The organism is Paraburkholderia sp. Ac-20342 (genome assembly GCF_017104985.1).
In the GTDB taxonomy this organism is placed as follows: domain Bacteria; phylum Pseudomonadota; class Gammaproteobacteria; order Burkholderiales; family Burkholderiaceae; genus Paraburkholderia.
The window spans coordinates 42750-67046 of record NZ_JAAGPQ010000029.1 but is presented as its reverse complement, the minus strand read 5'-3'; the positions used below and the strand labels follow the sequence as shown (position 1 = coordinate 67046).

Genomic DNA, 24297 nt, shown 5'->3' with positions numbered 1-24297 from the left:
CGGGCCAACCTCGCGCCCCGCCCCACGCTCGTGCATCTAGCCCGACCTCAAACCAGCCGCCAGCCGATCGACTCGCCGCCGCGCAGCGGCACGACCGGCGTGTCGCCGGCCGGCAACTCGGCCGGCAGCGTCCATTCCTCGCGACGCAGCGTGACCTTCTCCGTGTTGCGCGGCAGGCCGTAGAAATCCGCGCCGTAAAAGCTCGCAAAGCCTTCGAGCCTGTCGAGCGCGCCCGCCTTGTCGAAGGCTTCGGTATAGAGTTCGAGCGCGTGCAGCGCCGTGTAGCAGCCCGCACAGCCGCACGCGTGTTCCTTCAGCCCCTTCGCATGCGGCGCGCTGTCGGTGCCGAGGAAGAAGCGCGGATTGCCCGACGTCGCCGCCTCGACGAGCGCGACGCGATGCGTCTCGCGCTTCAGCACCGGCAGGCAGTAGTAATGCGGACGAATGCCGCCCTGGAAAATCGCGTTGCGGTTGTACAGCAGATGGTGCGCCGTGATCGTCGCGCCCAGCAGTTCCGGCGCCTCGCCGGCTTCGCGGATGTAGTCGACCGCGTCCTTCGTCGTGATGTGCTCGAACACGACCTTCAGCGCCGGAAACGCACGGCGCAGCGGCATCATCACGCGGTCGATGAAAACCTTCTCGCGATCGAACAGGTCGATCTCCGAATCCGTCACCTCGCCGTGCACGAGCAGCGGCATGCCGGTTTCCTGCATCGCTTCGAGCGTCTTCGCGCACTTCATGAGGTCGGTGACGCCCGCGTCCGAGTTGGTCGTCGCGCCTGCCGGGTAGAGCTTCACGCCATGCACGAAGCCGCTTTCGCGCGCGCGGCGGATTTCGTCGGGCGGCGTGTTGTCGGTCAGGTACAGCGTCATCAGCGGCTCGAACTTCGCCCCGTCGGGCAGCGCGGCGACGATGCGCTCGCGGTACGCCGCGGCCATCGCCGTGGTCGTGACCGGCGGCTTCAGGTTCGGCATGATGATCGCGCGGCCGAACTGGCGCGCGGTGTCAGGCAGCACGGCCGCGAGCATCGCGCCGTCGCGCACGTGCAGGTGCCAGTCGTCCGGGCGGACGAGCGTGATGGAAGCAGGGGAAACGTTGGAAGCGGTCATGGCAAGAAGGGGGGAACGAGACTTCACGCGCACAGCCGATCGACCCGGTCAAACCGCCCTGTTGCGGCCCGAACACACGTCAATTTTGCTATTTGGCGGCTTCGCCTCGGTGATATGCTTGGGAATCGTCATTGTAACGGCTCGCCCCGTTCCCAGGCTCACCGCAACATGTGTCAACTTCTCGGAATGAACTGCGCCGCGCCCACGGACGTCACGTTCTCCTTTACCGGCTTCGCGGCGCGCGGCGGCGTCACCGATCATCACGCCGACGGCTGGGGTATCGCCTTCTTCGAAGACAAAGCCTGCCGCCTGTTCATCGACCATCAATCGTCGGCCACCTCGCCGATCGCCGAGATGGTCAAGCGCTACCCGATCAAATCGAAAAACACGATCGCGCATATCCGCAAGGCGACGCAAGGGCACATCCTGCTCGAAAACTGCCACCCGTTCATGCGCGAACTGTGGGGACGTCACTGGATCTTCGCGCATAACGGCGACCTGCAAGACTATGCGCCGCAGTTGACGGGCCTGTATCAGCCGGTCGGCACGACCGACAGCGAACTCGCGTTCTGCGCGCTGCTGCAAGGTCTGCGCAAGACTTTCCCGGGCGCGCAGCCGCCGCTCGAGGAACTGTTCGCGGCGCTCGAGACGCTCACGCGCGACGTCACGCAGTACGGCGTGTTCAACTTCCTGATGTCGAACGGCCAGGCGTTGTTCGCGCATTGCTCGACGCATCTGCACTACATCGTGCGGCGCTGGCCGTTTTCGACCGCGCATCTGATCGACGCCGACGTCTCGATCGACTTCGCCAAGTACACGACGCCGGAAGACCGCGTCGCGGTGATCGCGACCAAGCCGCTCACCGACAACGAAGTGTGGACCGCGTTCGAGCCGGGCGATCTGCTGATGTTCCAGCATGGCGAGGTGATCGGCCGCGCCAACATTCCGGTGCCGGCCTCGGTGCGCGAAAAGCTGCGCAATCCCGCGCTCGACGCCTCGGCTTCGGCAACCACGCTCGCGGCATCGAACAACGTGCGCACGGCTGTCGCGCCGGCGGAAAGCGACACCGATCTCGAAGCCGCCGACGATGCGGCGGCGTTCGAATCGTAAGCCGCTGCCGCCAACCAAACCGCCAAAGCGAACCAGCGCCGGTCTGGCAGCAAGCAGCCGCAACAAAAAAGCCGCTCCCTGGAGCGGCTTTTTTGCGTTGCGACCCGGCGCCTGCGGACCACCCCACTCGACCCGCGAGCGAACCCGCGATCTCAGTGCAGAATCTTCGCGAGAAAGTCCTTGGCCCGATCCGACTTCGGGTTCGCGAAGAAGTCTTCCTTGCGGTCGTCTTCGACGATCAAGCCCTTGTCCATGAAGATCACGCGATGCGCGACCTTCTTCGCGAAGCCCATTTCGTGCGTCACGCACATCATGGTCATGCCTTCCTGCGCGAGTTCGACCATCACGTCGAGCACTTCGTTGATCATCTCCGGATCGAGCGCCGAGGTCGGTTCGTCGAACAGCATCGCGATCGGGTCCATGGAAAGCGCGCGCGCAATCGCCACCCGCTGCTGCTGACCGCCCGACAGTTGCCCCGGATACTTGTCCGCATGCGCGCGCAGGCCCACGCGTTCGAGCAGCTTGAGACCCTTCGCGGTCGCTTCGTCGTTCGAGCGGCCGAGCACCTTGATCTGCGCGAGCGTGAGGTTCTGCACGATCGACAGATGCGGGAACAGCTCGAAATGCTGGAACACCATGCCGACCTTCGAGCGCAGCTTCGACAGATTGGTCTTCTTGTCGGTCAGCGACTGGCCGTTGATGACGATCTCGCCCTTCTGGAACGGTTCGAGTCCGTTGACGGTCTTGATCAGCGTGGACTTGCCCGAACCGGACGGTCCGCACACCACGACCACTTCGCCCTTGTTGACTTCCGTCGTGCAGTCGGTCAGCACCTGGAACTGGCCGTACCACTTCGAAACATTCTTGATAGAGATCATCTTGCGACCTTTTTCTGAAGACCTTTGACAAGGCTCGACGCGATCACGCAGATCACGAAATAAACCGCGCCCGCGAACAGTACCATCTCGACATTTGTGCCATCACGATCGCCGATATTCGTGGCGGTACGGAAGAAGTCGGCGAGGCTGATCACGTAGACGAGCGACGTATCCTGAAACAGCACGATGCCCTGCGTGAGCAGCAGCGGCACCATCGCGCGAAACGCCTGCGGCAGCACGACGAGGCGCATCGCCTGCCCGTAGGTCATGCCGAGCGCGAACGACGCGTTGACCTGGCCGCGCGGCACCGCCTGAATGCCGGCGCGGATGATCTCCGAGTAGTACGCGGCCTCGAACAGCGAGAACGCGACCATTGCCGAGGCGAGCCGGATGTCGATGTCGGCCGACAGCCCGAGCACGCTTTGCAGCACCTGCGGCACGATCAGGAAGAACCACAGCAGGACCATCACGAGCGGGATCGAACGGAAGATCGTCACGTAGAGCTTTGCGAACCATTCGAGCGGCTTGAACGACGACAGCCGGAACATCGCGAGAATGGTGCCCCAGACGATGCCGAACACGATCGCGATCAGCGTGATCTCGAGCGTGACGATGGCGCCGGTCCATAGCGTAGGCAGTGCGCCCGGAATACCGCTCCAGTCGAAATGATGCATCACTTGCCTCCGATATAGCCGGGCAGCCGGGTTTTCGCTTCGACCCAGCGCATCAGTTGCATCACGATCAGGTTGATCAGCATGTACGCGACCGTGACCGCGATGAACGACTCATACGTTTGCGAGGTGTAGTCGACGAGCTGACGCGCCTGGGCGGACAGATCGAGCAGGCCGATCGTCGAGGCGACCGCGGAGTTCTTGAAGATGTTCAGAAACTCCGAGGTGAGCGGCGGCACGATGATGCGATACGCGACCGGCAGCAGCACGTAGCGATACGTTTGCCATTGCGTGAAGCCCACCGCGAGACCGGCCGCGCGCTGGCCCCGCGGCAGCGCGTTGATGCCCGAGCGCACCTGCTCGCACACGCGCGCGGCAGTGAAGAGCCCGAGGCACAGAATGGAAGACGAAAAGAACTGCGCGGCCGGCGGCAGTTGCTTGAACCAGTTGCCAATCGACGCGGGCAGCAACTCCGGTATCACGAGATACCAGATGAAAAACTGCACGATCAGCGGAATGTTGCGGAAAATCGCGACGTACACGGTGCCGATGCCCGACGCCCATTTGTTCGGCACCGTGCGCAGCACACCGAACAACGACCCGACGAGCAGCGCGATGACCCATGCCGACAGCGACACGGTAACCGTCACCCACAGCCCCGACAGCAGCCAGCCCAGGTAGGTGGTCGGCTCGCCCGTGGAGACGGGACTCAGCAGAATGCCCCAGTTCCAGTGATATGACATGACCAAGACTCCGGCAAAAAGAAACGGAAGAAGCTCGTGGCCCCTTCCGTTCCGTTCAGCGTTTCGAAAGTGTCGAAAAGCAGCTAAGGTTTAATCGATTGCCTTGTCGTTCGGGTTCTTGAACAGCGCCTTCATGTCGTCGCTCATCGGGAAGTTCAGGTTCAGGCCCTTCGGCGGAATCGGCGATTCGAACCAGCGCTTGTAGATCTGTTCGCCTTCGCTCGAGGTCTGTACCTTCGCAATGGCGTCGTCGGCGACCTTCTTGAAGTCGGCGTCGTTCTTGCGCAGCATGCAGCCATACGCTTCACGCGATTGCGGCGTGCCGACGATCACGAAATCGCCCGGGTTGCTCGACTTCGCGCGCTCGCCGGCGAGCAGCGCGTCGTCCATCATGAACGCGGCGGCGCGGCCCGTGGAGAGCGTCAGGAACGACTCGCCGTGGTCCTTCGCGCTGATGATGTTCATGCCCATGTTCTTGTCCTGGTTCATCTTGCGCAGCATGCGCTCGGACGTGGTGCCGGCGGTCGTCACGACCGTCTTGCCCTTCAGGTCGGCGAAGTCTTTAATGCCGGAGTCTTTCTTCGTCATCAGGCGCGTGCCGATCACGAAGATCGTGTTCGTGAAGGCGGCTTGCTGCTGACGTTCGAGGTTATTCGTAGTGGAGCCGCATTCGATGTCGACCGTACCGTTCTGCACGAGCGGGATGCGGTTTTGCGACGTGATCGGCACGAGCTTCACCTTCAGGTTCGGCATGTTCAGCTTCTGCTTGACGGCCTCGACCACTTTCAGCGCGTAATCCTGCGAATAGCCGATCACGTTCTGCTTGTCGTCGTAATAGGAGAACGGAATCGACGATTCGCGATGGCCCAGCGAAATGACGCCCGTGTCCTTGATCTTCTTCAGCGTGCCCGAATCTTGCGCCTGCGCGCCGACCGTGAACAGTCCGAGAGTCGCGAGCAGCAACGCAGCTTTTTTAACTTTCATCTTGAGTCTCCTTGGCAAGAACCGCAGCCAGTTTAGCAAAGTAATTTTTCTGAAAGTATTGCTATAAACCATGCTGTTGCGCGCACGCCGCGACGCTTGCGCGACGGCGGCGCAACCTGCTTTCTGTGGATAGGAAAAGACGGGCGGCATCGATACGATGCCGCCCGCCGGTCAAACACGCAGTCTTGTGAACCGCGTTTCAGACACCCATGCGCGACGCCCTCACCACCCGGCCCGAGGCCGGGCCGCACGAGCGCCACTCGAAGCGCTCGATCAGGGGTACAGGCCGCGCATTTCGCGCGCCTGCAGAATCCGCTTACATGCGACGATAAACGCCGCGGTCCGCACCGAGACCTTCTGCTCGCTCGCCACCTGCCACACCGCGGCAAAGGCCTCGCGCATCACGCGTTCGAGACGCTCGTTGATCTCGCCCTCGGTCCAGAAGAAGCTCGAGAAATCCTGCACCCATTCGAAGTACGAAACGGTCACGCCGCCTGCGTTCGCGACCACGTCCGGAATCACGAGGATGCCGCGATCGTGCAGGATGTCGTCGGCCGCCGTCGTGGTCGGGCCGTTCGCGCCTTCGACGATGATGCGCGTCTTGATCTTGCCGGCGTTCTTTTCGGTGATCTGATTTTCCAGCGCCGCCGGAATCAGGATGTCCGATTCGACGGTCCAGAACTCTTCGTTCGCGATCGCGTCCGCTTCGGCGAAACCGCCCACGCCCCCCGTCTTCGCAACGTGATCGAGCAGCGCGACCGCGTCGATGCCGGTGGACTTGTACAGCGAGCCGGTGTGGTCCTGCACCGCGACGACCTTCGCGCCCGCTTCCTGGAACAGACGCGCGGCGATCCCGCCGACGTTGCCGAAGCCCTGCACCGCGATGCGCGCGCCCTCGACGTCGAAGCCGATGCGGCGAGCCGCTTCGCAGCCGACCACGAACACGCCGCGGCCGGTCGCCTCGCGGCGGCCGAGCGAGCCGCCGAGCGTGATCGGCTTGCCGGTCACGACGCCGGTGGCCGTTTGGCCCTGGTTCATCGAGTAAGTGTCCATCATCCACGCCATGATCTGCTCGTTCGTATTCACGTCCGGCGCGGGGATGTCGGTATTCGGTCCGATGATGATGCCGATCTCGCTCGTGTAGCGGCGCGTCACGCGTTCGAGTTCGCCGCGCGACAACGTGCGCGGATCGACGCGGATACCGCCCTTCGCGCCGCCGTACGGCACGTTCACCGCCGCGTTCTTGACCGACATCCACGCGGACAGCGCCATCACTTCGGAGAGCGTCACGTCCTGGTGATAACGCACGCCGCCCTTGCCCGGACCGCGCGACACGTTGTGCTGCACGCGATAGCCTTCGAAGTGCGCGACGGTGCCGTTATCGAGTTCGATAGGCACGTCGACGATCAGGATGCGCTTCGGGCGCTTCAGGGTTTCGAGCCAGCGGGACAGCGGGCCGAGGTAGGGCGCGACGCGGTCGACCTGGCGCAGGTAGTTGCCCCAGGGGCCGAGGTCTTCGCTATTGAGGTAGGACGGAACGGCTTGCGCCGTGACTGCGGATTGTACGGCTTGTTGCTGGGATGACATGAACGCTCCGGGCGTTGATCGAATACCGGCATTGTGAAAAAACGCCGCATCGAAATCCAATGCCGTTTCCTCATCCCATTATGTTTTTTTTGCATAACGCTCGGAAAGCCGCATATTCACGTCGTCGGCAAGCCAATCGGCGAGCCGGTGCGACGCGCTTTCAGGCTGCGCCCTGCTTCAGTTCTTCCGTCACGACATCCCATAGCTGCCGCACGAGAATCTGCCGTGCATCGTCGCTTTTTGCCGCGAGCTTGTCGCGATACAGGCGAATCTCCATGCTCAGCGTGAGCTGCCCTTCGGGCGTGCCGCGCGTCGCGCGATCGAGACGGATCAGCTTGCCCTCGGCGACCGCGTCTTCCACCGCGCTATGCGGCAGGAAGGCAATGCCGTGAGCGGCGAGCGCCATCGCCTTGAGCCCCTCGGCCATGTCGGTTTCGTAGAGCCGGTCCAGATGGAGGCGCTCGGGCGCGTTCGCGAGAATCACCTCGGTCATGCGTCCGAGATACGCATTGGGCGTATACGACAGATACGGCGTGGGCGCGTCGGCCGTGCCCGGCAGCGTATGCCGCGGGCGGCCCGCGCGGCCCGGCGCCGAAAACGGGCTGATCGGCTCGTGGCCGAGCGTCAGCATGTCGTAGCGGCCCGGATCGAGCGCGACCGGATGGCTCGGGTGGTGGTAGCCCATCATCAGATCGCAGCCGCCCTCGACGAGCGAAAGCGCCGCGTCGTGCACGTTGAGCGCACGCAGCCGCGTGTGGATCGGGCCCATCTGCGCCTCGATGCGCTGCAGCCAGCGCGGGAAGTACGTGAGCGAAAGCGTGTGCGGCACCGCGAATTCGATCGTCGCCTGCGGCGTCGCCGTGTGGCCGCGCAACAGCGCGCGCGCTTCGTGGAACTGCGAGAGCATCGCGAGCGCCTGCTCGTTGAACACCTGGCCGGCCGCCGTAAGCCGCGTCGGATAAACCGAGCGATCGATCAGCTCCGTGCCGAGCCACGCTTCGAGCGCCTGGATGCGGCGCGAGAAAGCCGGCTGCGTGACGTGGCGCAATTCGGCCGAGCGGCTGAAGCTACGCGTTTCCGCGAGCGAAATGAAATCTTCGAGCCATTTCAGTTCCATGCGATTGCGCCGCCGGCGTGAGAAAAGAAGTCTGCATTCTAGCGGCGCGCCGCATGTGCGAGGCACGGTGCCGCAACGCAAACCGCCGGCCCTGCGATGGGCCGGCGCATGCAGTTCGCCCGCGCCTGCCGCATCGAGGGCTCGCGCCGAAGCTCGGTGGCCCGCCCGGCACGGCCAGGCCGCGAAGCTCGGGCACCGCGCCTCACGGTGGTAAAATGCGCGGTTCCCGCCGTTTCCGATCCGCTCGCTGAGCGCTTAGCTCCTCATCATGTCCGACACCCGCCCCGACACCCTGTTCGCGCTGAACGCGCTCTCCCCTCTTGACGGCCGCTACGCGTCGAAAACCGAAGCCCTGCGCGACTGGCTCTCGGAAGCCGCCTTCATGCGCAATCGCGTGACGGTCGAAATCCACTGGCTGATCGCGCTGTCGCGCGCCGGCTTCGCCGAAGTGCCGCGCTTCTCCGACGCGTCCGAGCAGTTCCTGCTGCAACTGGCCGAGCGCTTCACCGCGCACGACGCCGCGCGCATCAAGGAAATCGAGCGCGTCACGAACCACGACGTGAAGGCCGTCGAGTACTGGCTCAAGGAATCGGTCAAGGGTCAGGAAGAACTGGAGCGCGCGAGCGAGTTCATCCACTTCGCCTGCACGTCGGAAGATATCAACAACACCTCGCACGGCCTGATGCTCGCCGGCGCGCGCGAACACGTGATCCTGCCGGCGCTGCGCTCGGTGCACGAGCGCCTCATTGCGCTCGCGCATGCGCACGCCGCCCAGCCGATGCTCTCGCGCACGCACGGCCAGCCGGCCAGCCCGACCACGCTCGGCAAGGAAATCGCCAACGTCGCGGCGCGTCTCGCACGCGCGATCGAGCGCATCGCGAAAGTCGAACTGCTCGGCAAGATGAACGGCGCGGTCGGCAACTTCAACGCGCACCTGTCCGCGTATCCGGAATTCGACTGGGAAGCGTTCTCGAAGGACGTCGTCGAAAACCGCCTGAAGCTCACGTTCAACCCGTACACGATCCAGATCGAGCCGCACGACTACATGGCCGAACTGTTCGACGCGATCTCGCGCGCCAACACGATCCTGCTCGACCTCGACCGCGACGTGTGGGGCTACATCTCGGTCGGCTACTTCAAGCAGCGCACGAAAGCCGGCGAAATCGGCTCGTCGACGATGCCGCACAAGGTCAATCCGATCGACTTCGAAAACTCCGAAGGCAACCTCGGCCTCGCCAACGCAACGCTGCGCCACCTCGCCGACAAGCTGCCGGTGTCGCGCTGGCAGCGCGACCTGACCGACTCGACGGTGCTGCGCAACATCGGCGTCGCGTTCGGCTATTCGCTGCTCGCCTACGACTCGCTGATCCGCGGCCTCGACAAGCTTGAAGTGAACGCGCAGCGTCTGAACGAAGACCTCGACAACTGCTGGGAAGTGCTGGCCGAGCCGGTGCAGACCGTGATGCGCCGCTACGGCATCGAGAATCCGTACGAACAGCTGAAGGAACTCACGCGCGGCAAGGGCATTACGCGCGAAGCGCTGCAGGCGTTCGTCAGCGGCCTCGCGATTCCGCAGGACGCGAAGGACCGTCTGCTCTCGATGACGCCGGGCTCGTACATCGGCAAGGCCGTCGAACTGGCGAAGCGGATCGGCTGATTCTGGTCTGCTTGCTTATGCAGGTCGTGCCTCGCGGCGGTGTCGCGGCGAGGAGTAAAAAAAGCCGCTCGGATGAGCGGCTTTTTTTCGTCCGGCGCTTGGTAGCCAGCGCTCGGTAGCCGGCATATGGGCGTCCGGTATTTCAGCGTCCGGCATGCAGCGCCGGAACACACCCCAAAGTCAACGGCTCAGCGCTCGTCGACCTGCCTGAGCACTTCGTCGACGATCTGCTCCGGCGTCAGATCGATGCTGACCGTGATCGCTTCATCGGCGCCGGGCTCTTCGAGCGTATCGAGCTGGCTTTGCAGCAGCGACGGATCGAAGAAGTGCCCGGTGCGATGCCCCAGACGCTCCGCGAGCACCTCGCGCGAGCCCTTGAGGTAGACGAAGCAGACGTCCTTGTCGCCGGCGCGCAGCACGTCGCGATACGAGCGCTTCAGCGACGAGCACGTGAACACCGCCGTCTCGCCCGCCTGCTGCTTTTCCTCGATCGCGGCGCGAATCGTCTTCAGCCACGGCCAGCGGTCTTCGTCGGAGAGCGGGATGCCGTGGTGCATTTTCTCCTTGTTGGCGGCGCTGTGAAACGCATCGCCGTCGGTGAACGTGCAATGCAGACGCTCCGCGAGCATTTCGCCGATCTTCGACTTGCCGGCGCCCGACACGCCCATTGCGATCAGAATCATTTGAAGCTCCTTACAGGACCGCCGCCAGCGCGAAGGTCAGGCCCAGCCCCATCACCGAGATGATGGTTTCGAGGAGCGACCATGTCTTGAAGGTCTGCCCCACCGTCATGCCGAAATATTCCTTGATCAGCCAGAAGCCGCCATCGTTCACGTGCGAGAAGATCAGCGAGCCCGAGCCGGTCGCGAGCACCATCAGCTCCGGCTTCACCTGCACGCCGCCGGCCAACGCGATCGGCGCGACGATGCCGCAAGCGGTCGTCATCGCGACGGTGGCCGAACCGGTCGCGAGACGGATCATCGCCGCGACGAGCCAGCCGAACATCAGCGGCGACAGATGAATCGCGGTCGCCACATTGGTGATTTCCTTCGAAATGCCGCTATCCATCAGCACGCGGCCAAAACCGCCGCCCGCACCGACGATCAGCGTAATGCCCGCGATCGGCGCGAGACACTCGCCGCAGAACTTCTGAATCTGGTCGCGCGTAAAGCCGCGGCTCGCGCCGAAGGTCCAGAAGCTGACCAGCACGGCCGTCAGCAGCGCAACGTCGGTGTTGCCGAAGAAGCGCAGCAGATCGTTCGGCAGCGTATTCGCCGCGAAGAACAGGTCGGCCCAGCTGCCGACCAGCATCAGCACCACCGGCAACAGGATCGTGACCAGCGTGATGCCGAAGCCCGGCAGTTCGCGTTTCGGTGCGTCGGCTTGCGCGCCGTTGCCGCCACTCGCGGCGCTGCCGAGGAACTGCGCGGCCAGCGCGTTTTCCTTCGGCAACTGGATATGGCGGCTCACCAGCAGCGCGAACAGCGGACCGGCGACGATCGCGCACGGAATGCCGACAATCAGACCGTAGGCGATCGTCTTGCCGATGTCGGCGTGATAGGCCTGCACGGCGAGTAGCGCGGCCGGGTGCGGCGGAATCAGGCCGTGCACGACGGACAGGCCCGCGACCATCGGCAGGCCGACCAGCAGCAGCGATTTATTGGTGCGCCGTGCGACGTTGAACGCGATCGGAATCAGCAGCACGAAGCCGACCTCGAAGAACACCGGCAAGCCGACGATGATCGCGACGACCATCATCGCCCAGTGAATGTGTTTCTCGCCGAACCAGTTGATCAGCGTGGTCGCGATGCGCTCGGCGCCGCCCGATTCGGCCATCATCTTGCCGAGCATCGTGCCGAGGCCGACCACGATGGCGATGTGGCCGAGCGTGTTGCCGTTACCGGTTTCGAACGATTTGACGATGGTCTGCATCGGCATGCCGGACACGAGGCCGAGCAGCAGCGAGACGATGATCAGGACAAGAAACGGATAGACCTTGAAGCGCGTGATCATCAAGATCAGCAAGGCGATGGCGATCACCGCGTAGACCAGCAGCATGCTGCCGTGGACAGCTTCCATGAAGCTTCTCCTTTCGTTATTGATTCTGAGTGCGGAACACGGCCAGCACGTCGTCTCACGGCAACCTGCGCGATGCCTGAAAACCCGGCTGGCCGCGCGGACGCTGAATTTTACTGTTTGTTTCCCGAGCGCGCGCGTAAATCCGGGCCGCCCGTCATGTAAAAAAAGAGCCTCGGCGCGACAGCCTGGTGCGGCTGTATCGACAAGACTCCTGGTATCGGGCCCGCTTCAGGCAGCCACTCCGGCAGCCGATGCGTTGTCGCCGGGCTTAGCGCGCCGGCGCGGCCAACTGGCTCGCGGCACGCGCGAGACGCGTGACCTCGTCCCAGTTCTGCGCGGCGAGCGCGGCCTTCGGCGTGAGCCACGAACCGCCGACGCAAACCACGTTCGGCAGCGACAGGAAATGCGGCGCAGTCTCGGGCGTAATGCCGCCGGTCGGGCAGAACTTCAGCGTCGGGAACGGGCCGTGGAATGCCTGCAGCATCGGCACGCCGCCCGCCTGCTGCGCGGGGAAGAACTTGACGATCTCGTAGCCGAGCTCCAGCGCGGCAATGATGTCCGACGGCGTCATGACGCCCGGCAGCAGCGGCAGGCCGGCATCCTGCGCGGCCTGGTGCATGTCCTTCGTCAGACCCGGCGACACGCCGAACTGCGCGCCCGCCTTCTTCGCCTGCGCGCAATGCTCGGGCTTCGTGATCGTGCCGACGCCGACCACGATGTCCTCGGCCAGCTGGCTCGCGCGCTTGATCGCTTCGAGCCCTGCTGCGGTGCGCAACGTGATTTCGAGCACCTTCACGCCGCCCGCATGCAATGCGCGCGACACGTGTTCGCCCTGCTCGACCGAGTCGAACGCGAGCACCGGAATCACCGGGCCGAGGCGCACGATATCGCTTACTGTTTTCGCCGTCATTGTCAGACTCCTTGTTTCTGTCGCGCCGCGCTGGCTTACGCGGCGTTCGTGTGTTTGTCGTGGTGCCGATGACTGTGCTGGTGGCCGTGCGCGTGGTCCGGGTGAGCGCCGGGCTCGCCGACCATCGCGCCGAACACCGATGCGCCCTGCTCCGCCGGCGCCGCCGCCGAGCGGAACACGCCGAACAGCTCGCGGCCGAAGCCGACCTCGTTGTCCGCCTGATGCTTCGGCTCGGCGCACTCGCGCGCGGCCCATTCGGCCGCGTCGATCTCGATGTCGAGCACGCCGGCTTCGGCGTCGATCACCAGCATATCGCCCGTGCGAACCTTGCCGATCGGGCCTTGCAGCAACGCTTCCGGCGACAGGTGGATCACCGCCGGCACCTTGCCCGACGCACCCGACATGCGGCCGTCGGTCACCAGCGCGACATGGAAACCCTGATCCTGCAACACACCGAGCAGCGGCGTCAAACGGTGCAGTTCCGGCATGCCGTTTGCCCGCGCGCCCTGGAAGCGCACCACGGCGATGAAATCGCGCTTCAACTCGCCGTTGTCGAAAGCCGCCTGCACTGCTTCCTGCGAATCGAACACGATCGCCGGCGCCTTCACCTTGCGATGCTGCGCCGCGACCGCCGAAATCTTGATGACGCCGCGGCCCAGCTTGCCCTGCATCAGACGCAGGCCGCCGTCCGCCTGGAACGGTTCCGCGATGCCGCGCAGCACGGCCGTATCGGCGCTCGCCTCGGCGCCCGCGACCCACTGCAGCTTGCCGTCGATCAGCTTCGGCTCCTCGGTGTAGCGCTTGAGCCCCTTGCCCACCACGGTGTTGACGTCTTCATGCAGCAGACCGCCTTCGAGCAGATTGCGCACGAGGAACGCGACGCCGCCGGCCGCGTGGAAGTGGTTCACGTCGGCCTTGCCGTTCGGATAGATTTTCGCGAGCAGCGGCACCGCTTGCGAGAGCGCGTCGAAGTCGTCCCAGTCGATCACGATGCCGGCCGCGCGCGCAATCGCGACGAGGTGCAGCGTGTGATTGGTCGAGCCGCCCGTCGCCAGCAGCGCGACGATGCCGTTGACGATCGCCTTCTCGTCGACCACGTGGCCGATCGGCATGTAGTGGCCGCGCTCGACCGTCAGATCGAGCACGCGGCGCGCGGCCTGCGCGGTCAGCGCGTCGCGCAGCGGCGTGTGCGGATGCACGAAGGCCGAGCCCGGCAGATGCAGGCCCATTACTTCCATCAGCATCTGGTTGCTGTTCGCGGTGCCGTAGAACGTGCAGGTGCCGTGGCTGTGATACGCGGCCGCTTCGGCTTCGAGCAACGCCTCGCGGCCGCACTGGCCGGTCGCATACAGCTGGCGCGTCTTCGCTTTGTCGTCGTTGGAGAGGCCGCTCGCCATCGGGCCGGCCGGCACGAAGATCGTCGGCAGATGGCCGAATTGCAGCGCGCCGATCAGAAGGCCCGGCACGATCTTGTCGCAGATGCCGAGGCACAGCGCCGCGTCGAACATGTTGTGCGTGAGCGCGACGGCCGTGCTCATCGCGATCACTTCGCGCGAAAAGAGCGACAGCTCCATGCCCGCGTTGCCTTGGGTGATGCCGTCGCACATCGCCGGCACGCCGCCCGCGAATTGCGCGACACCGCCGTTTTCGCGCGCGGCCTGCTTGATGATGTCCGGGTAGTTTTTGTACGGCGCGTGGGCCGACAGCATCTCGTTGTACGACGAAACGATGCCGAGGTTCGGCTCACGGATCTGCTTGATGACGAGCTTGTCGTTGCCTTCGAGCCCCGCGAAACCGTGCGCGAGGTTCGCACACGAGAGCGCGCCGCGCGCCGGGAACTTGCCCTGCGCATGATGGATGCGGGCCAGATACGCCTCGCGGGTGGGCTTGCTGCGCTCGATCACGCGCTGCGTGACCTTCAACAATTGCGAATGCGGGGAAACCATCTGAGCTCCTTCGTCGCTGGCGGCGGGCGGTATCGCGGGGTAGGGATCGGCAAGTCGTGTGTGCTGCTCTCGAACGACGCCATCTTAGTAGAAAAACTACACGATCGCAACGGAGAGCGCTGTTGCATCGCCACATCGTAAAACACGGCGCATCGCCCTACTGGCGGCCTACCGGTGCTTTTCGATTCAAACCCAGGGAATACACTTAGACGCCAATATGTAGTTTTTGTACTTGCCTTTTGTGCGCTATCGGCCAATCGGCTATAGTCCACGGATTCTTCAGCATAGTGCGAGTTGTCCGATGATGCTGTCTCAGGTGGAAGAGATGCGCGACCAGTTGCGCCCGTCCGAGCGCAAGCTGGCCGATTACGTGATCGAGGCGCCGCGCGAGGTGCTCGATCTGTCGATGACCGAAGTGGCCGCGCGCGCGGGCGTGAGCCAGCCGACCATCGCGCGGTTCTGTCATGCGCTCGGCTTTTCGGGGTTTCGCGAATTCAAGATCCGGCTTGCGCAAGGCATCGCGGCCGAAGTGCCTGCCGTGTATCGCGACGTGCGGCCCGACGAACCGACGCCCGGCGTCGCCGCGAAGGTGCTCGACCGGACCATCGGCGCGCTGATCCAGGTGCGCAACAACCTCTCGTCGGACAGCGTCGCGGCGGCGATCGACCTGCTCGCGCGCGCGCGCCGCATCGAGTTCTACGGCGCGGGCGGCTCGGGCATCGCCGCGCTCGACGTGCAGCACAAGTTCTTCCGGCTCGGCATGCCGAGCGTCGCGTATTCGGACCCGCATACGTTTCTGATGTCGTCGGCGCTGCTCGGCGCGGGCGACGTCGTGGTCGCGATCTCAAACACGGGCCGCACGCGCGACATCATCGACGCCGCGAAGGCCGCGCTCAACGCGGGCGCGAAGGTCATCGCGATCACGCACGGCAACTCGCCGCTCGCGCGGCTCGCGACGGTGGGCCTGTTTGCGAACGTCGACGAAGACACCGACATCTTTTCGCCGATGACCTCGCGCGTGTCGCATCTCGCGATCGGCGACATTCTCGCGGTCGGCGTCGCGTTGAGCCGTGGGCCGGAACTCGTGGAAAAGCTCGCGCAGACGAAAGAGGTAATTCATCGGCGGCGGGTGGATTCGCAGGGGTGATGCGCGGCGGCAAAGTGCTCAGCCGCCAATAAAACGAAGGGCGGTGTGCCGTTCAACCGGCACACCGCCCTTTTGTCTTTTCCCGCTTTTTCTCGCGCTTTTCCTGCTGTTTTCCCTGCCGCTTTCCCGCGCGACGGCCGAGGCGCCGTCGACCGCTCAGAACGGCTTGATCACCACCAGCGCAACCGCCGCGAGCATGCCGAGCACCGGCAGTTCGTTGAACATCCGATACCACTTGTCCGAGCGGCGGTTCTCGCCGCGCTCGAACCGGCGCAGCAGCACGCCGCAATACGCGTGGTAGACGACGAGCAGCACGACCACGCCGACCTTCGCGTGAATCCAGCCCTGCCCGCTGCCGATGCCGATCACGAGCCACAACCACAGCCCGCACGCGAGCGCCGGCACCGCGATGAAGGTCATGAAGCGGAACAGCTTGCGCGCCATCAACAGAAGACGCGCCGTTGCCGCGGGTTCGGTTTCCATCGCCAGATTGACGAAGATGCGCGGCAGATAGAACAGGCCGGCAAACCAGGAAGCAATCAATACGATGTGAAACGTCTTTACCCAGAGCATCGGCGGGTCCTTATAGTCCTTGTGGTCGGTCGTAGGGTCGTTAGTGTCGTTAGGGGCGTTGTTCGCGGCGCGTCGATTCGTGCGGCTTCGGTCTTACTGACGGCCCTCGCCGTGACCGAGCACCACGTACTTCAGCGAGGTCAGCCCGTCGAGCCCGACCGGGCCGCGCGCATGCAGCTTGTCGTTCGAGATGCCGATCTCGGCACCGAGGCCGAACTCGAAGCCGTCCGCGAAACGCGTCGATGCGTTGACCATCACGCTCGCCGAATCGACTTCGCGCAGGAAGCGCATCGCGCGGTCGTGGTCTTCGGTGACGATCGCGTCGGTGTGCTGCGAGCTGTAGGTGTTGATGTGCTCGATCGCCGCGTCGAGGTTGTCGACGATCTTGATCGCGAGCACCGGCGCGAGGTATTCGGTGCGCCAGTCTTCCTCGGTCGCCTCGACGAGCGGACCGACGCCCGCATCGGCCAGCACCGCGCGCGCCGCCGCGTCGACGCGCAGTTCCACGTCCTTGTCGCGATACAACTGCCCAAGCGGCGGCAGCACTTCGGCGGCGATGCCGCGCGCGACCAGCAGCGTTTCCATCGTGTTGCAGGTGCCGTAGCGGTGCGTCTTCGCGTTATCGCAGACGTTGAGCGCCTTGGCGAGATCGGCGCGGTCGTCGACGTAGACGTGGCAGATGCCGTCGAGGTGCTTGATCATCGGCACGCGCGCTTCGTTGATGAGCCGCTCGATCAGGCTCTTGCCGCCACGCGGCACGATCACGTCGACATAGCCGGTCATCGTGATGAGCTTGCCGACCGCCGCGCGGTCCGAGGTCGCGACCACCTGCACCGCGTCCTGCGGCAAGCCGGCTGCTTGGAGCCCCTCGCCGATCAGCTTCGCGAGCGCGGTATTGCATTCGAGCGCTTCCGAGCCGCCGCGCAAAATCGTCGCGTTGCCGGACTTCAGGCATAGCGCCGCCGCGTCGATCGTCACGTTCGGGCGCGATTCGTAGATGATGCCGATCACGCCGAGCGGCACGCGCATCTGGCCGACCTGGATGCCGCTCGGCCGGTACTTGAGATTGCTGATCTCGCCGATCGGGTCGGCCAGCGCCGCGACCTGGCGCAGACCCTCGACCATCGTCTTCAGCGCCTTGTCCGACAGCGTCAGACGGTCGATGAACGCCGCATCGTGCCCCTTGTCGCGCGCCCGTTCGAGGTCGCGCGCATTCGCCTGCTTGAGCAGCGCGGCATCGCGTTCGATGGCCTCGGCGATGGCCGCGAGCGCGGCGTTCTTCGCGGCGGTCGAAGCTCGCGCCATCGCGCGTGATGCCTGGCGCGCGCGCTGGCCGAGGTCGGTCATGTACTGGTCGATATCCATGGTCATTCTCGTGATGCCTCGCACGTCGAGGTGCGGTGGTCGGACAGAATTAGCGAAAGATCAAACGATTGTAAGTCGGGCACCGGGGCTTTGCTTGCACGCGGACGGCCGGTGCGCTGCGATGCCGCGGGTTTGTCGTCGCGTTGCATTGCCGTTGCTATGGCGTCGGGTGTAGCGGACGAAGCGCGACGATCCGTATGCAAAAGTATGCGAAAAGCGGCTGGCGGCTACCATGCGCTTGTCGGCGTCTGCACGGCGTCGACCCCATGCGCAACCACCGCATCCCGGCCGAGGCTCGCGCGCCTCAGCCGCGTCAGACTGGCCGCCGTGCCGACGCCGCCGGCGTGCGAGGCCGTGGCGGCGGCACGGGCGCCGCCGCTGACGGCCTGGGCGCGGCGACCGTCATCGCGAGTTCGAACAGGCCATCCCACGGATCGGGCGGCGGATCGTCGCGATGCTTGCCCCGCGTGCCGCCCGACAAGCCCTTCACCTGGCGGTCGAGCTTCGCCGCCAGCGCAAGCGCCTTTTCGAGCGCCGCCTCGCTGACGCGCGAGAGCGCCGGCCCGATCAGCCGCTCGCGCGGTCCCCACACGCGGTTCTCGCGCGTGAGCATCGCGAGCGGCTTGCCGGCCGCGACGCCGCGCTTGATCCGCAGCAGCGTGCGCACTTCCTCGACGACGGCCCACAGCACGAGCACCGCCGCCTCGCCCTCGCCGCGCAGCCCGTCGAGCATGCGCGCGAGCCGGCCGACGTCGCCCGCGAGCATCGCCTCGTTGAGCTTGAACACGTCGTAACGCGCGACGTTGAGCACGGCGTCCTGCACCTGATCGAAGCTCAGCGTACCGCTCGGATACAACAGCCCGAGCTTCTGGATTTCCTGATGTGCGGCAAGCAGGTTGCCCTCGACGCGCTCGGCGATGAACGCGAGCGCGCGCCGCCCCTCTTCGCCAGCCGCGACGCGCTGCCCCTGCGCCGCGAGCCGCTGGCCGACCCAGTTCGGCAATTGCGCGCGCTCGACCGGATCGATCTTCAGCGCGACGCCCGCCTCGGCGAGCGCGGTGAACCATGCGGACTTCTGCGTGGCCGCATCGAGGCGCGGCAGCGTAATCATCGTCAGCACGTCGTCGTTGACGGCGGCCGCGAGCGCCTTCAGCGCGTCGGCGCCTTCCTTGCCCGGCTTGCCCGACGGAATGCGCAACTCGACCAGTTGCCGGTCGCCGAACAGCGACATCGACTGGCTCGCGCCGAGCAGCGAACTCCAGTCGAAGCCGCGCTCGACCGTGAACACCGAGCGGTCGGTAAAGCCCGCCGCGCGCGCCGCTGCGCGAATCCGGTCGCTCGCTTCCTGCGCGAGCAGATGCTCGTCGCCGTACACGACGTACAGGCCGGCGAGTCCTTTGGCGAGATGCGTTTCGAGCGCGTCAGGTCGCAGTTGCATGGCGGGCGGTGAGCGGAATGGATGAAGTACGGTCGATCACGAACGGCGCGCCGCTCACAGCGGCGGCGGCGGCAGCGGCGCGCGCGGCGCGACGGCTGGCACGGCCTCGGCCGGCGTCGGATGCAGCGAGCGCACCACGCCGAGACGGCGGATCAACTGATCGATCGCGTCGTTCTCCATGTCGGTGAACAGAATGTCGGACTCGGCGGACTTCGCCTGCGAGAACTGGTCGCTATAGGTCATCGCGCGATTCAAGGCGATCACACTGCCCGGAATCAGGATCGTGCCGTCCTTGCCGACCAGCGTGTACCCCATCTGCAGATTCAGCTGATACTCGGCGACGACACCGAGCGTATTCAGCGTCAGCGTGCTGATGTTGCGGTTCTGCGAGATCTGCAGGATCGCATCGGCGTTGGCGGGCGAATTGACCACCACCGTGTCGCTGCCGCCCTGGATCATGCGCGTGAGCCGCGCGGCGGCCGCCGGCGTCGCGCCGGCCACATAGAGACGCTTGAACGCGTAGTCCTGCTGGCCGCGCAACTGGAAGCCGCAGGCCGACAACATCATTACGCTGCAAGCGAGCGTCAAAAACGATCTGCGAGTCACATTCGCTCCCGGTTCGCTGTGGATTCGCGGGTCGGATACACGCCGCCAAACGGGCGGCGCGCATCTGCCGGCATGAGATCGTGGCCCGTCAAACGACCACGTTCACGAGACGGCCCGGCACCACGATGATCTTCTTCGGCGCCTTGCCTTCGCTAAACTTCGCGACCATTTCGTGCGCGGCCGCCTGCTGCTCGATCGCTTCGCGCGACGCGTCCTTCGCGACCGTCAGCGCGCCGCGCACCTTGCCGTTCACCTGCAGCACGAGTTCGATCTCGGCCTGCTCCAGCGCCTTCTCGTCGACCTTCGGCCACGGCGCATCAAGCAGCGTGCCGAAGGCGTCGGCGTAACCGAGTTCCTGCCAGAGCTGGAACGTCAGGTGCGGCACGACCGGGTACAGCACGCGCAGCATCACGCCGTAGGTTTCGCGCAGCACGGCCGGCTGCGCGCCCTTCGCGCCGTCGAGCGCGTTGAGCATCTTCATCGCGGCCGACACCACCGTGTTGTACTGCAGGCGCTGATAGTCGAAGTCGGCCTGCTTCAGCACGCTGTAGATCTCGCGGCGCAGCGCCTTGTCGGCGTCGTTCAGTTGCGCGGCGTCGAGCGGGCCGCCCGCGCGCAGCGCGGCTTCGTTCGCATGACCGAAGTTCCACACGCGGCGCAGGAAGCGGCTCGCGCCTTCGACGCCCGAGCCCGACCATTCGAGCTGCTGCTCGGGCGGTGCCGCGAACATCACGAACAGACGCGCGGTGTCCGCGCCATGCTGATCGATCAGCATCTGCGGGTCGACGCCGTTATTCTTCGACTTCGACATCTTCTCGACGCCGCCGAGCACGACCGGCTGGCCGTCCGCGTTGAGCACCGCGCCGACCGGGCGGCCCTTGTCGTCGAACGACACGGTCACGTCAGCCGGGTTGTACCAGGTCTTCTTGCCCGCGTCGTTTTCGCGGTAGTAGGTTTCGTTGAGCACCATGCCCTGGGTGAGCAGGTTCTTCGCCGGCTCGCCGAACTTCACGAGACCGAGGTCGCGCATCACCTTCGCCCAGAAGCGCGAGTACAGCAGGTGCAGGATCGCGTGCTCGATGCCGCCGATGTATTGATCCATCGGCGCCCAGTAATCGGTGCGCTCGTCGACCATCGTCTTCGCGTCCGGCGACGCGTAGCGGTAGAAGTACCACGACGAGTCGACGAAGGTGTCCATCGTGTCGGTTTCGCGTTTGGCCGCGCCGCCGCACTTCGGGCACGTGCAGTTCACGAACGCTTCGGACTTCGCGAGCGGGTTGCCCGTGCCGTCCGGCACGAGGTCTTCCGGCAGCACGACGGGCAGGTCCTGTTCCGGCACCGGCACGTCGCCGCACGTCGGGCAGTGGATGATCGGAATCGGCGTGCCCCAGTAACGCTGGCGCGATACGCCCCAGTCGCGCAGACGCCACGTGATCTGCTTGTCGCCGAGGCCAAGTGCCTTGAGGTCGGCGGCGATGCGGTCCACCGCCGCGTCGTACGCGAGGCCGTCGTACTTGCCGCTGTTCACGAGCGTGCCGGTCTTCTCGCCATACCACTCGGCCCAGGCATCGGTCGAGAACGCCTTGCCTTCGACCGCCACCACCTGTTTGACCGGCAGACCGTATTTCTTCACGAACGCGAAATCGCGCTCGTCGTGCGCCGGCACGCCCATCACCGCGCCTTCACCGTAGCTCATCAGCACGTAGTTGCCGACCCACACCTCGACCTGCTCCTGCGTCAGCGGATGCGTGACGTAGAAGCCGGTGGCCATGCCCTTCTTTTCCATCGTCGCGACGTCGGCTTCGGCAACGCCGCCGCGCTTGCATTCGTCGATGAACGCCTGCAGTTCCGGCTTGTCCTGCGCGAGACGCGTGGCAAGCGGATGCTCGGCGGCGACCGCGCAGAACGTGACGCCCATGATCGTGTCGGCACGCGTCGTGAACACGCGCAGCAGCTTCTGTTCGCCGTCGATTTCGTACGGGAAGCCGAAGTTCACGCCGAAGCTCTTGCCGATCCAGTTCTGCTGCATGATCTTCACGCGCTCGGGCCAGCCGAGGCCTTCGAGATCGTTCAACAGTTCGTCGGCGTACTGCGTGATGCGCATGTAGTACATCGGGATTTCGCGCTTTTCGACGAGCGCGCCCGAGCGCCAGCCGCGCCCGTCGATCACCTGCTCGTTGGCAAGCACGGTCTGGTCGACCGGGTCCCAGTTGACGGTGCCGGTTTTCTTGTACGCGATGCCCTTTTCGAGCATCTTCAGGAACAGCCACTGGTTCCACTTGTAGTAGTCGGGGCTGCAGGTCGCGACTTCGCGCGACCAGTCGATCGCGAGGCCCATCGACTGCATCTGCTTCTTCATGTAAGCGATGTTGTCGTAGGTCCATTGCGCGGGCGGCACGTTGTTGGCCATCGCCGCGTTTTCGGCGGGCATGCCGAACGCGTCCCAGCCCATCGGCATCAGCACGTTGTAGCCGTTCATCCGCAGATAACGGTACATCACGTCGTTGATCGTGTAATTGCGCACGTGCCCCATATGCAGCTTGCCCGACGGATACGGCAGCATCGAGACGCAGTAGAACTTGGGCTTGTCGGTGGTTTCCGTCGTCTTGTAGGCGTCGATGGCGCGCCATTGTCCTTGCGCGGCGGCTTCGACGTCGGAGGGAACGTATTTTTCGTGCATGGTGTGATGGGATCGCTGGGTTCGGTGCTTTCGCACCGGCCTGGTGCTCTGCTGGATGGAACTGGATGGAATCGCGTCGTTTCCCCTTCGCGGGGAAAGGGCTGATTATACCGTTCGCGGACGGGCGCGCCGCGCGGCATGGCGCACGGGTCGGCGGGCGTGGGGCATCCGCATCGCGAGCACCGCGCCGGCGCAAAAGATTCATGCGGGTCCGGCGGGGTTCGGATTGCCGCGCGCACCGACGCAAACGCGGCATGGCCGGCGGTGCAGGAGCACGCGGGCAGCGGCCTTCGCCTCGGGCGCGAAGCGCCGGACCTTGAACGCCAGGTCAGACGTCACGTTGGGCGTCATATCGAACGCCGCAGCTCGTCAACGTTGCGCGGCGGGCGGCGGCGGATCGGTCACGAAGCCGATGCGTTCGAGCCCCGCCTGCTGCGCGGCGCCCATGACTTGCGCGATCACTTCGTAGCGCGTCGAGCGCTCGGCGCGTAGCTGGATTTCCGGCTGCTCGGTCTGCTTGCCGGCCTCGGCGAATTGCGCACGCATCTGCGCGAGCGTGATCGGCTGGCTGTTCCAGTACAGCCGGCCGGCGGCGTCGATCGAAAGGGAAATGGTTTGCGGGGTCTGACGCGCGGGCGCCGCCGCGACCTTCGGCAGATCGAGCCGGATCGCATGCGAAAACAGCGGCGCGGTGATGATGAAAATCACGAGCAGCACGAGCATGACGTCAATCAGCGGCGTCATGTTGATCTCGGCCATCGGCGCGGCCGCCTGCTTTTTCTCGAGTCCGCCGAATGCCATATCGCCTCCTTGTGCTTCCTTGCGTCTGGGCCTGTCCGCGGGCTTGCCCGAGCTTGCAGAAGCGGGTACGCGCTTCCGCGATCCTTCGCGAGCCGCGGTGCGCCCCGGCCCGCCGCGCGTCAGCGGTGCGCTTCGTGCGCCGCCTGCTGCGCGCGCACTGGCGGCGGCACGTGCTCGGACGGCGCACACACGTAGACGTGCAGATCGTGTGCGAAGCCGTCGAGTTCCTCGGACAACTGCCGCGCGAGACGCCCGAGCACGTTGTACGCCAGCACGGCTGGAATCGCGACGACGAGACCGAACGCGGTCATGATCAGCGCTTCGCCAACCGGCCCGGCGACGTTTTCGATCTGCGCCTGGCCGCTCGCCGCGATGCTGCCGAGCGCGTGATAGATGCCCCACACAGTGCCGAGCAGGCCGACGAACGGCGCCGTGCTGCCGACCGACGCCAGCAGCACCTGGCCGAATTCTAGCCGCCGCTGCGACGCGTTGAGCGCCTGGCGCAGCGCCCGCAATACCCGTTCGCTACGCTCGACGCGCGCGAGCAGCGCGCCCGGAATGTCGACTTCGGCCGCATGCAGTGCCGCTTCGGCGAGCGGCGCGAACACGCGCTCGCGATCCACGCGGCGCAGCGTGGCGACGCCCTCGGACAATGTCGGCGCCTGCCAGAACTGTGCGATCGCCCGCGTGGCCTGGCGTTTCGCGCGCGTCAGGAACCAGCTCTTGACGAGCAGAAAGCACCAGCTCGCGATCGACATGGCCAGCAGCACGTAGGCGACGCCATGCGTGATCGCGTCGCTCGTCTGCAGGTAATGGATGATGCCGCTGCCGCCTGCCATCTGACCTCGCCGTAGGAAAGTGACTTCAGGAGCGCGCTCGAAGCCGCGCGCCGGCGT

Annotated in this window: 21 protein-coding genes; 3 read left to right on the top strand and 18 right to left on the bottom strand. The window is 65.1% G+C overall.

Annotation, left to right across the window (positions count from 1 at the left end):
• Positions 1-47 precede the first annotated feature (47 nt).
• Positions 48-1109: a dihydroorotase gene (gene pyrC / locus G3N58_RS14455; RefSeq protein WP_167040543.1), complete on the bottom strand. Its 1062-nt coding sequence runs from the start codon at positions 1107-1109 to the stop codon at positions 48-50.
• Between the two features lie 168 nt (positions 1110-1277).
• Between pyrC and G3N58_RS14450 the strand changes: the two genes are divergently transcribed.
• Positions 1278-2219 (top strand): class II glutamine amidotransferase, encoded by a 942-nt coding sequence (locus G3N58_RS14450; protein ID WP_205999462.1) that lies wholly within the window; start codon positions 1278-1280, stop codon positions 2217-2219.
• Positions 2220-2371: 152 nt separating this feature from the next.
• On the opposite strand, the gene G3N58_RS14445 is transcribed toward G3N58_RS14450, so the two are convergent.
• The 6 genes from G3N58_RS14445 to G3N58_RS14420 all read right to left on the bottom strand — a co-directional run bounded on the left by G3N58_RS14445 (position 2372) and on the right by G3N58_RS14420 (position 8199).
• Complete coding sequence (locus G3N58_RS14445) at positions 2372-3097, bottom strand: amino acid ABC transporter ATP-binding protein (RefSeq protein ID WP_167040538.1); 726 nt, start codon at positions 3095-3097, stop codon at positions 2372-2374.
• Positions 3094-3771 carry a glutamate/aspartate ABC transporter permease GltK gene (gltK, locus tag G3N58_RS14440; RefSeq protein ID WP_167040536.1) on the bottom strand — a complete coding sequence of 226 codons (678 nt, stop codon included), beginning with the start codon at positions 3769-3771 and terminating at the stop codon, positions 3094-3096. Before gltK ends, G3N58_RS14445 begins: the two co-directional genes overlap by 4 nt.
• On the bottom strand, positions 3771-4511 hold the full coding sequence (locus G3N58_RS14435) for an amino acid ABC transporter permease (protein ID WP_167040534.1): 741 nt from the start codon (positions 4509-4511) through the stop codon (positions 3771-3773). Before G3N58_RS14435 ends, gltK begins: the two co-directional genes overlap by 1 nt.
• Before the next feature lie 90 nt (positions 4512-4601).
• Positions 4602-5495 (bottom strand): glutamate/aspartate ABC transporter substrate-binding protein, encoded by an 894-nt coding sequence (locus G3N58_RS14430; protein WP_167040532.1) that lies wholly within the window; start codon positions 5493-5495, stop codon positions 4602-4604.
• A 273-nt stretch (positions 5496-5768) separates the two neighbouring features.
• A complete protein-coding gene (locus G3N58_RS14425; RefSeq protein ID WP_205990195.1) occupies positions 5769-7082 on the bottom strand; it encodes a Glu/Leu/Phe/Val dehydrogenase in 1314 nt (437 codons plus the stop codon).
• Between the two features lie 160 nt (positions 7083-7242).
• A complete protein-coding gene (locus G3N58_RS14420) occupies positions 7243-8199 on the bottom strand; it encodes a LysR family transcriptional regulator (protein WP_167040529.1) in 957 nt (318 codons plus the stop codon).
• Between the two features lie 268 nt (positions 8200-8467).
• Between G3N58_RS14420 and purB the strand changes: the two genes are divergently transcribed.
• Entirely contained in the window at positions 8468-9856 is a 1389-nt protein-coding gene (purB, locus tag G3N58_RS14415) for an adenylosuccinate lyase (protein ID WP_167040527.1), read from the top strand.
• A 188-nt stretch (positions 9857-10044) separates the two neighbouring features.
• On the opposite strand, the gene G3N58_RS14410 is transcribed toward purB, so the two are convergent.
• From G3N58_RS14410 to edd, 4 genes are all read right to left on the bottom strand, one after another.
• The gene (locus tag G3N58_RS14410; RefSeq protein WP_167040525.1) at positions 10045-10539 is read right to left on the bottom strand and encodes a gluconokinase; all 495 of its coding nucleotides are present in this window, start codon (positions 10537-10539) and stop codon (positions 10045-10047) included.
• 10 nt (positions 10540-10549) lie between these two features.
• Entirely contained in the window at positions 10550-11935 is a 1386-nt protein-coding gene (locus G3N58_RS14405) for a GntP family permease (protein WP_205999461.1), read from the bottom strand.
• Positions 11936-12203: 268 nt separating this feature from the next.
• On the bottom strand, positions 12204-12845 hold the full coding sequence (eda, locus tag G3N58_RS14400) for a bifunctional 4-hydroxy-2-oxoglutarate aldolase/2-dehydro-3-deoxy-phosphogluconate aldolase (protein ID WP_205990197.1): 642 nt from the start codon (positions 12843-12845) through the stop codon (positions 12204-12206).
• 35 nt (positions 12846-12880) lie between these two features.
• Entirely contained in the window at positions 12881-14791 is a 1911-nt protein-coding gene (gene edd, locus G3N58_RS14395) for a phosphogluconate dehydratase (protein WP_167040516.1), read from the bottom strand.
• A 301-nt stretch (positions 14792-15092) separates the two neighbouring features.
• Here edd and G3N58_RS14390 point away from each other — a divergent pair, with 301 nt between their 5' ends.
• On the top strand, positions 15093-15938 hold the full coding sequence (locus tag G3N58_RS14390; protein ID WP_205999460.1) for a MurR/RpiR family transcriptional regulator: 846 nt from the start codon (positions 15093-15095) through the stop codon (positions 15936-15938).
• A 156-nt stretch (positions 15939-16094) separates the two neighbouring features.
• Here the strand turns inward: G3N58_RS14390 and G3N58_RS14385 are convergent, their stop codons facing one another.
• From G3N58_RS14385 to G3N58_RS14355, 7 genes are all read right to left on the bottom strand, one after another.
• A complete protein-coding gene (locus G3N58_RS14385; protein WP_167040510.1) occupies positions 16095-16511 on the bottom strand; it encodes a CopD family protein in 417 nt (138 codons plus the stop codon).
• Positions 16512-16604: 93 nt separating this feature from the next.
• Entirely contained in the window at positions 16605-17876 is a 1272-nt protein-coding gene (locus tag G3N58_RS14380) for a glutamate-5-semialdehyde dehydrogenase (RefSeq protein WP_167040505.1), read from the bottom strand.
• A 313-nt stretch (positions 17877-18189) separates the two neighbouring features.
• On the bottom strand, positions 18190-19314 hold the full coding sequence (gene holA, locus G3N58_RS14375) for a DNA polymerase III subunit delta (protein WP_205999459.1): 1125 nt from the start codon (positions 19312-19314) through the stop codon (positions 18190-18192).
• A gap of 54 nt (positions 19315-19368) precedes the next feature.
• Positions 19369-19920: an LPS assembly lipoprotein LptE gene (gene lptE / locus G3N58_RS14370; protein WP_205999458.1), complete on the bottom strand. Its 552-nt coding sequence runs from the start codon at positions 19918-19920 to the stop codon at positions 19369-19371.
• 88 nt (positions 19921-20008) lie between these two features.
• Positions 20009-22600 carry a leucine--tRNA ligase gene (leuS, locus tag G3N58_RS14365; protein ID WP_205999457.1) on the bottom strand — a complete coding sequence of 864 codons (2592 nt, stop codon included), beginning with the start codon at positions 22598-22600 and terminating at the stop codon, positions 20009-20011.
• Positions 22601-22969: 369 nt separating this feature from the next.
• The gene (locus tag G3N58_RS14360; protein ID WP_167040494.1) at positions 22970-23401 is read right to left on the bottom strand and encodes a biopolymer transporter ExbD; all 432 of its coding nucleotides are present in this window, start codon (positions 23399-23401) and stop codon (positions 22970-22972) included.
• A 119-nt stretch (positions 23402-23520) separates the two neighbouring features.
• Entirely contained in the window at positions 23521-24240 is a 720-nt protein-coding gene (locus G3N58_RS14355) for a MotA/TolQ/ExbB proton channel family protein (RefSeq protein WP_167285803.1), read from the bottom strand.
• Positions 24241-24297 lie beyond the last annotated feature (57 nt).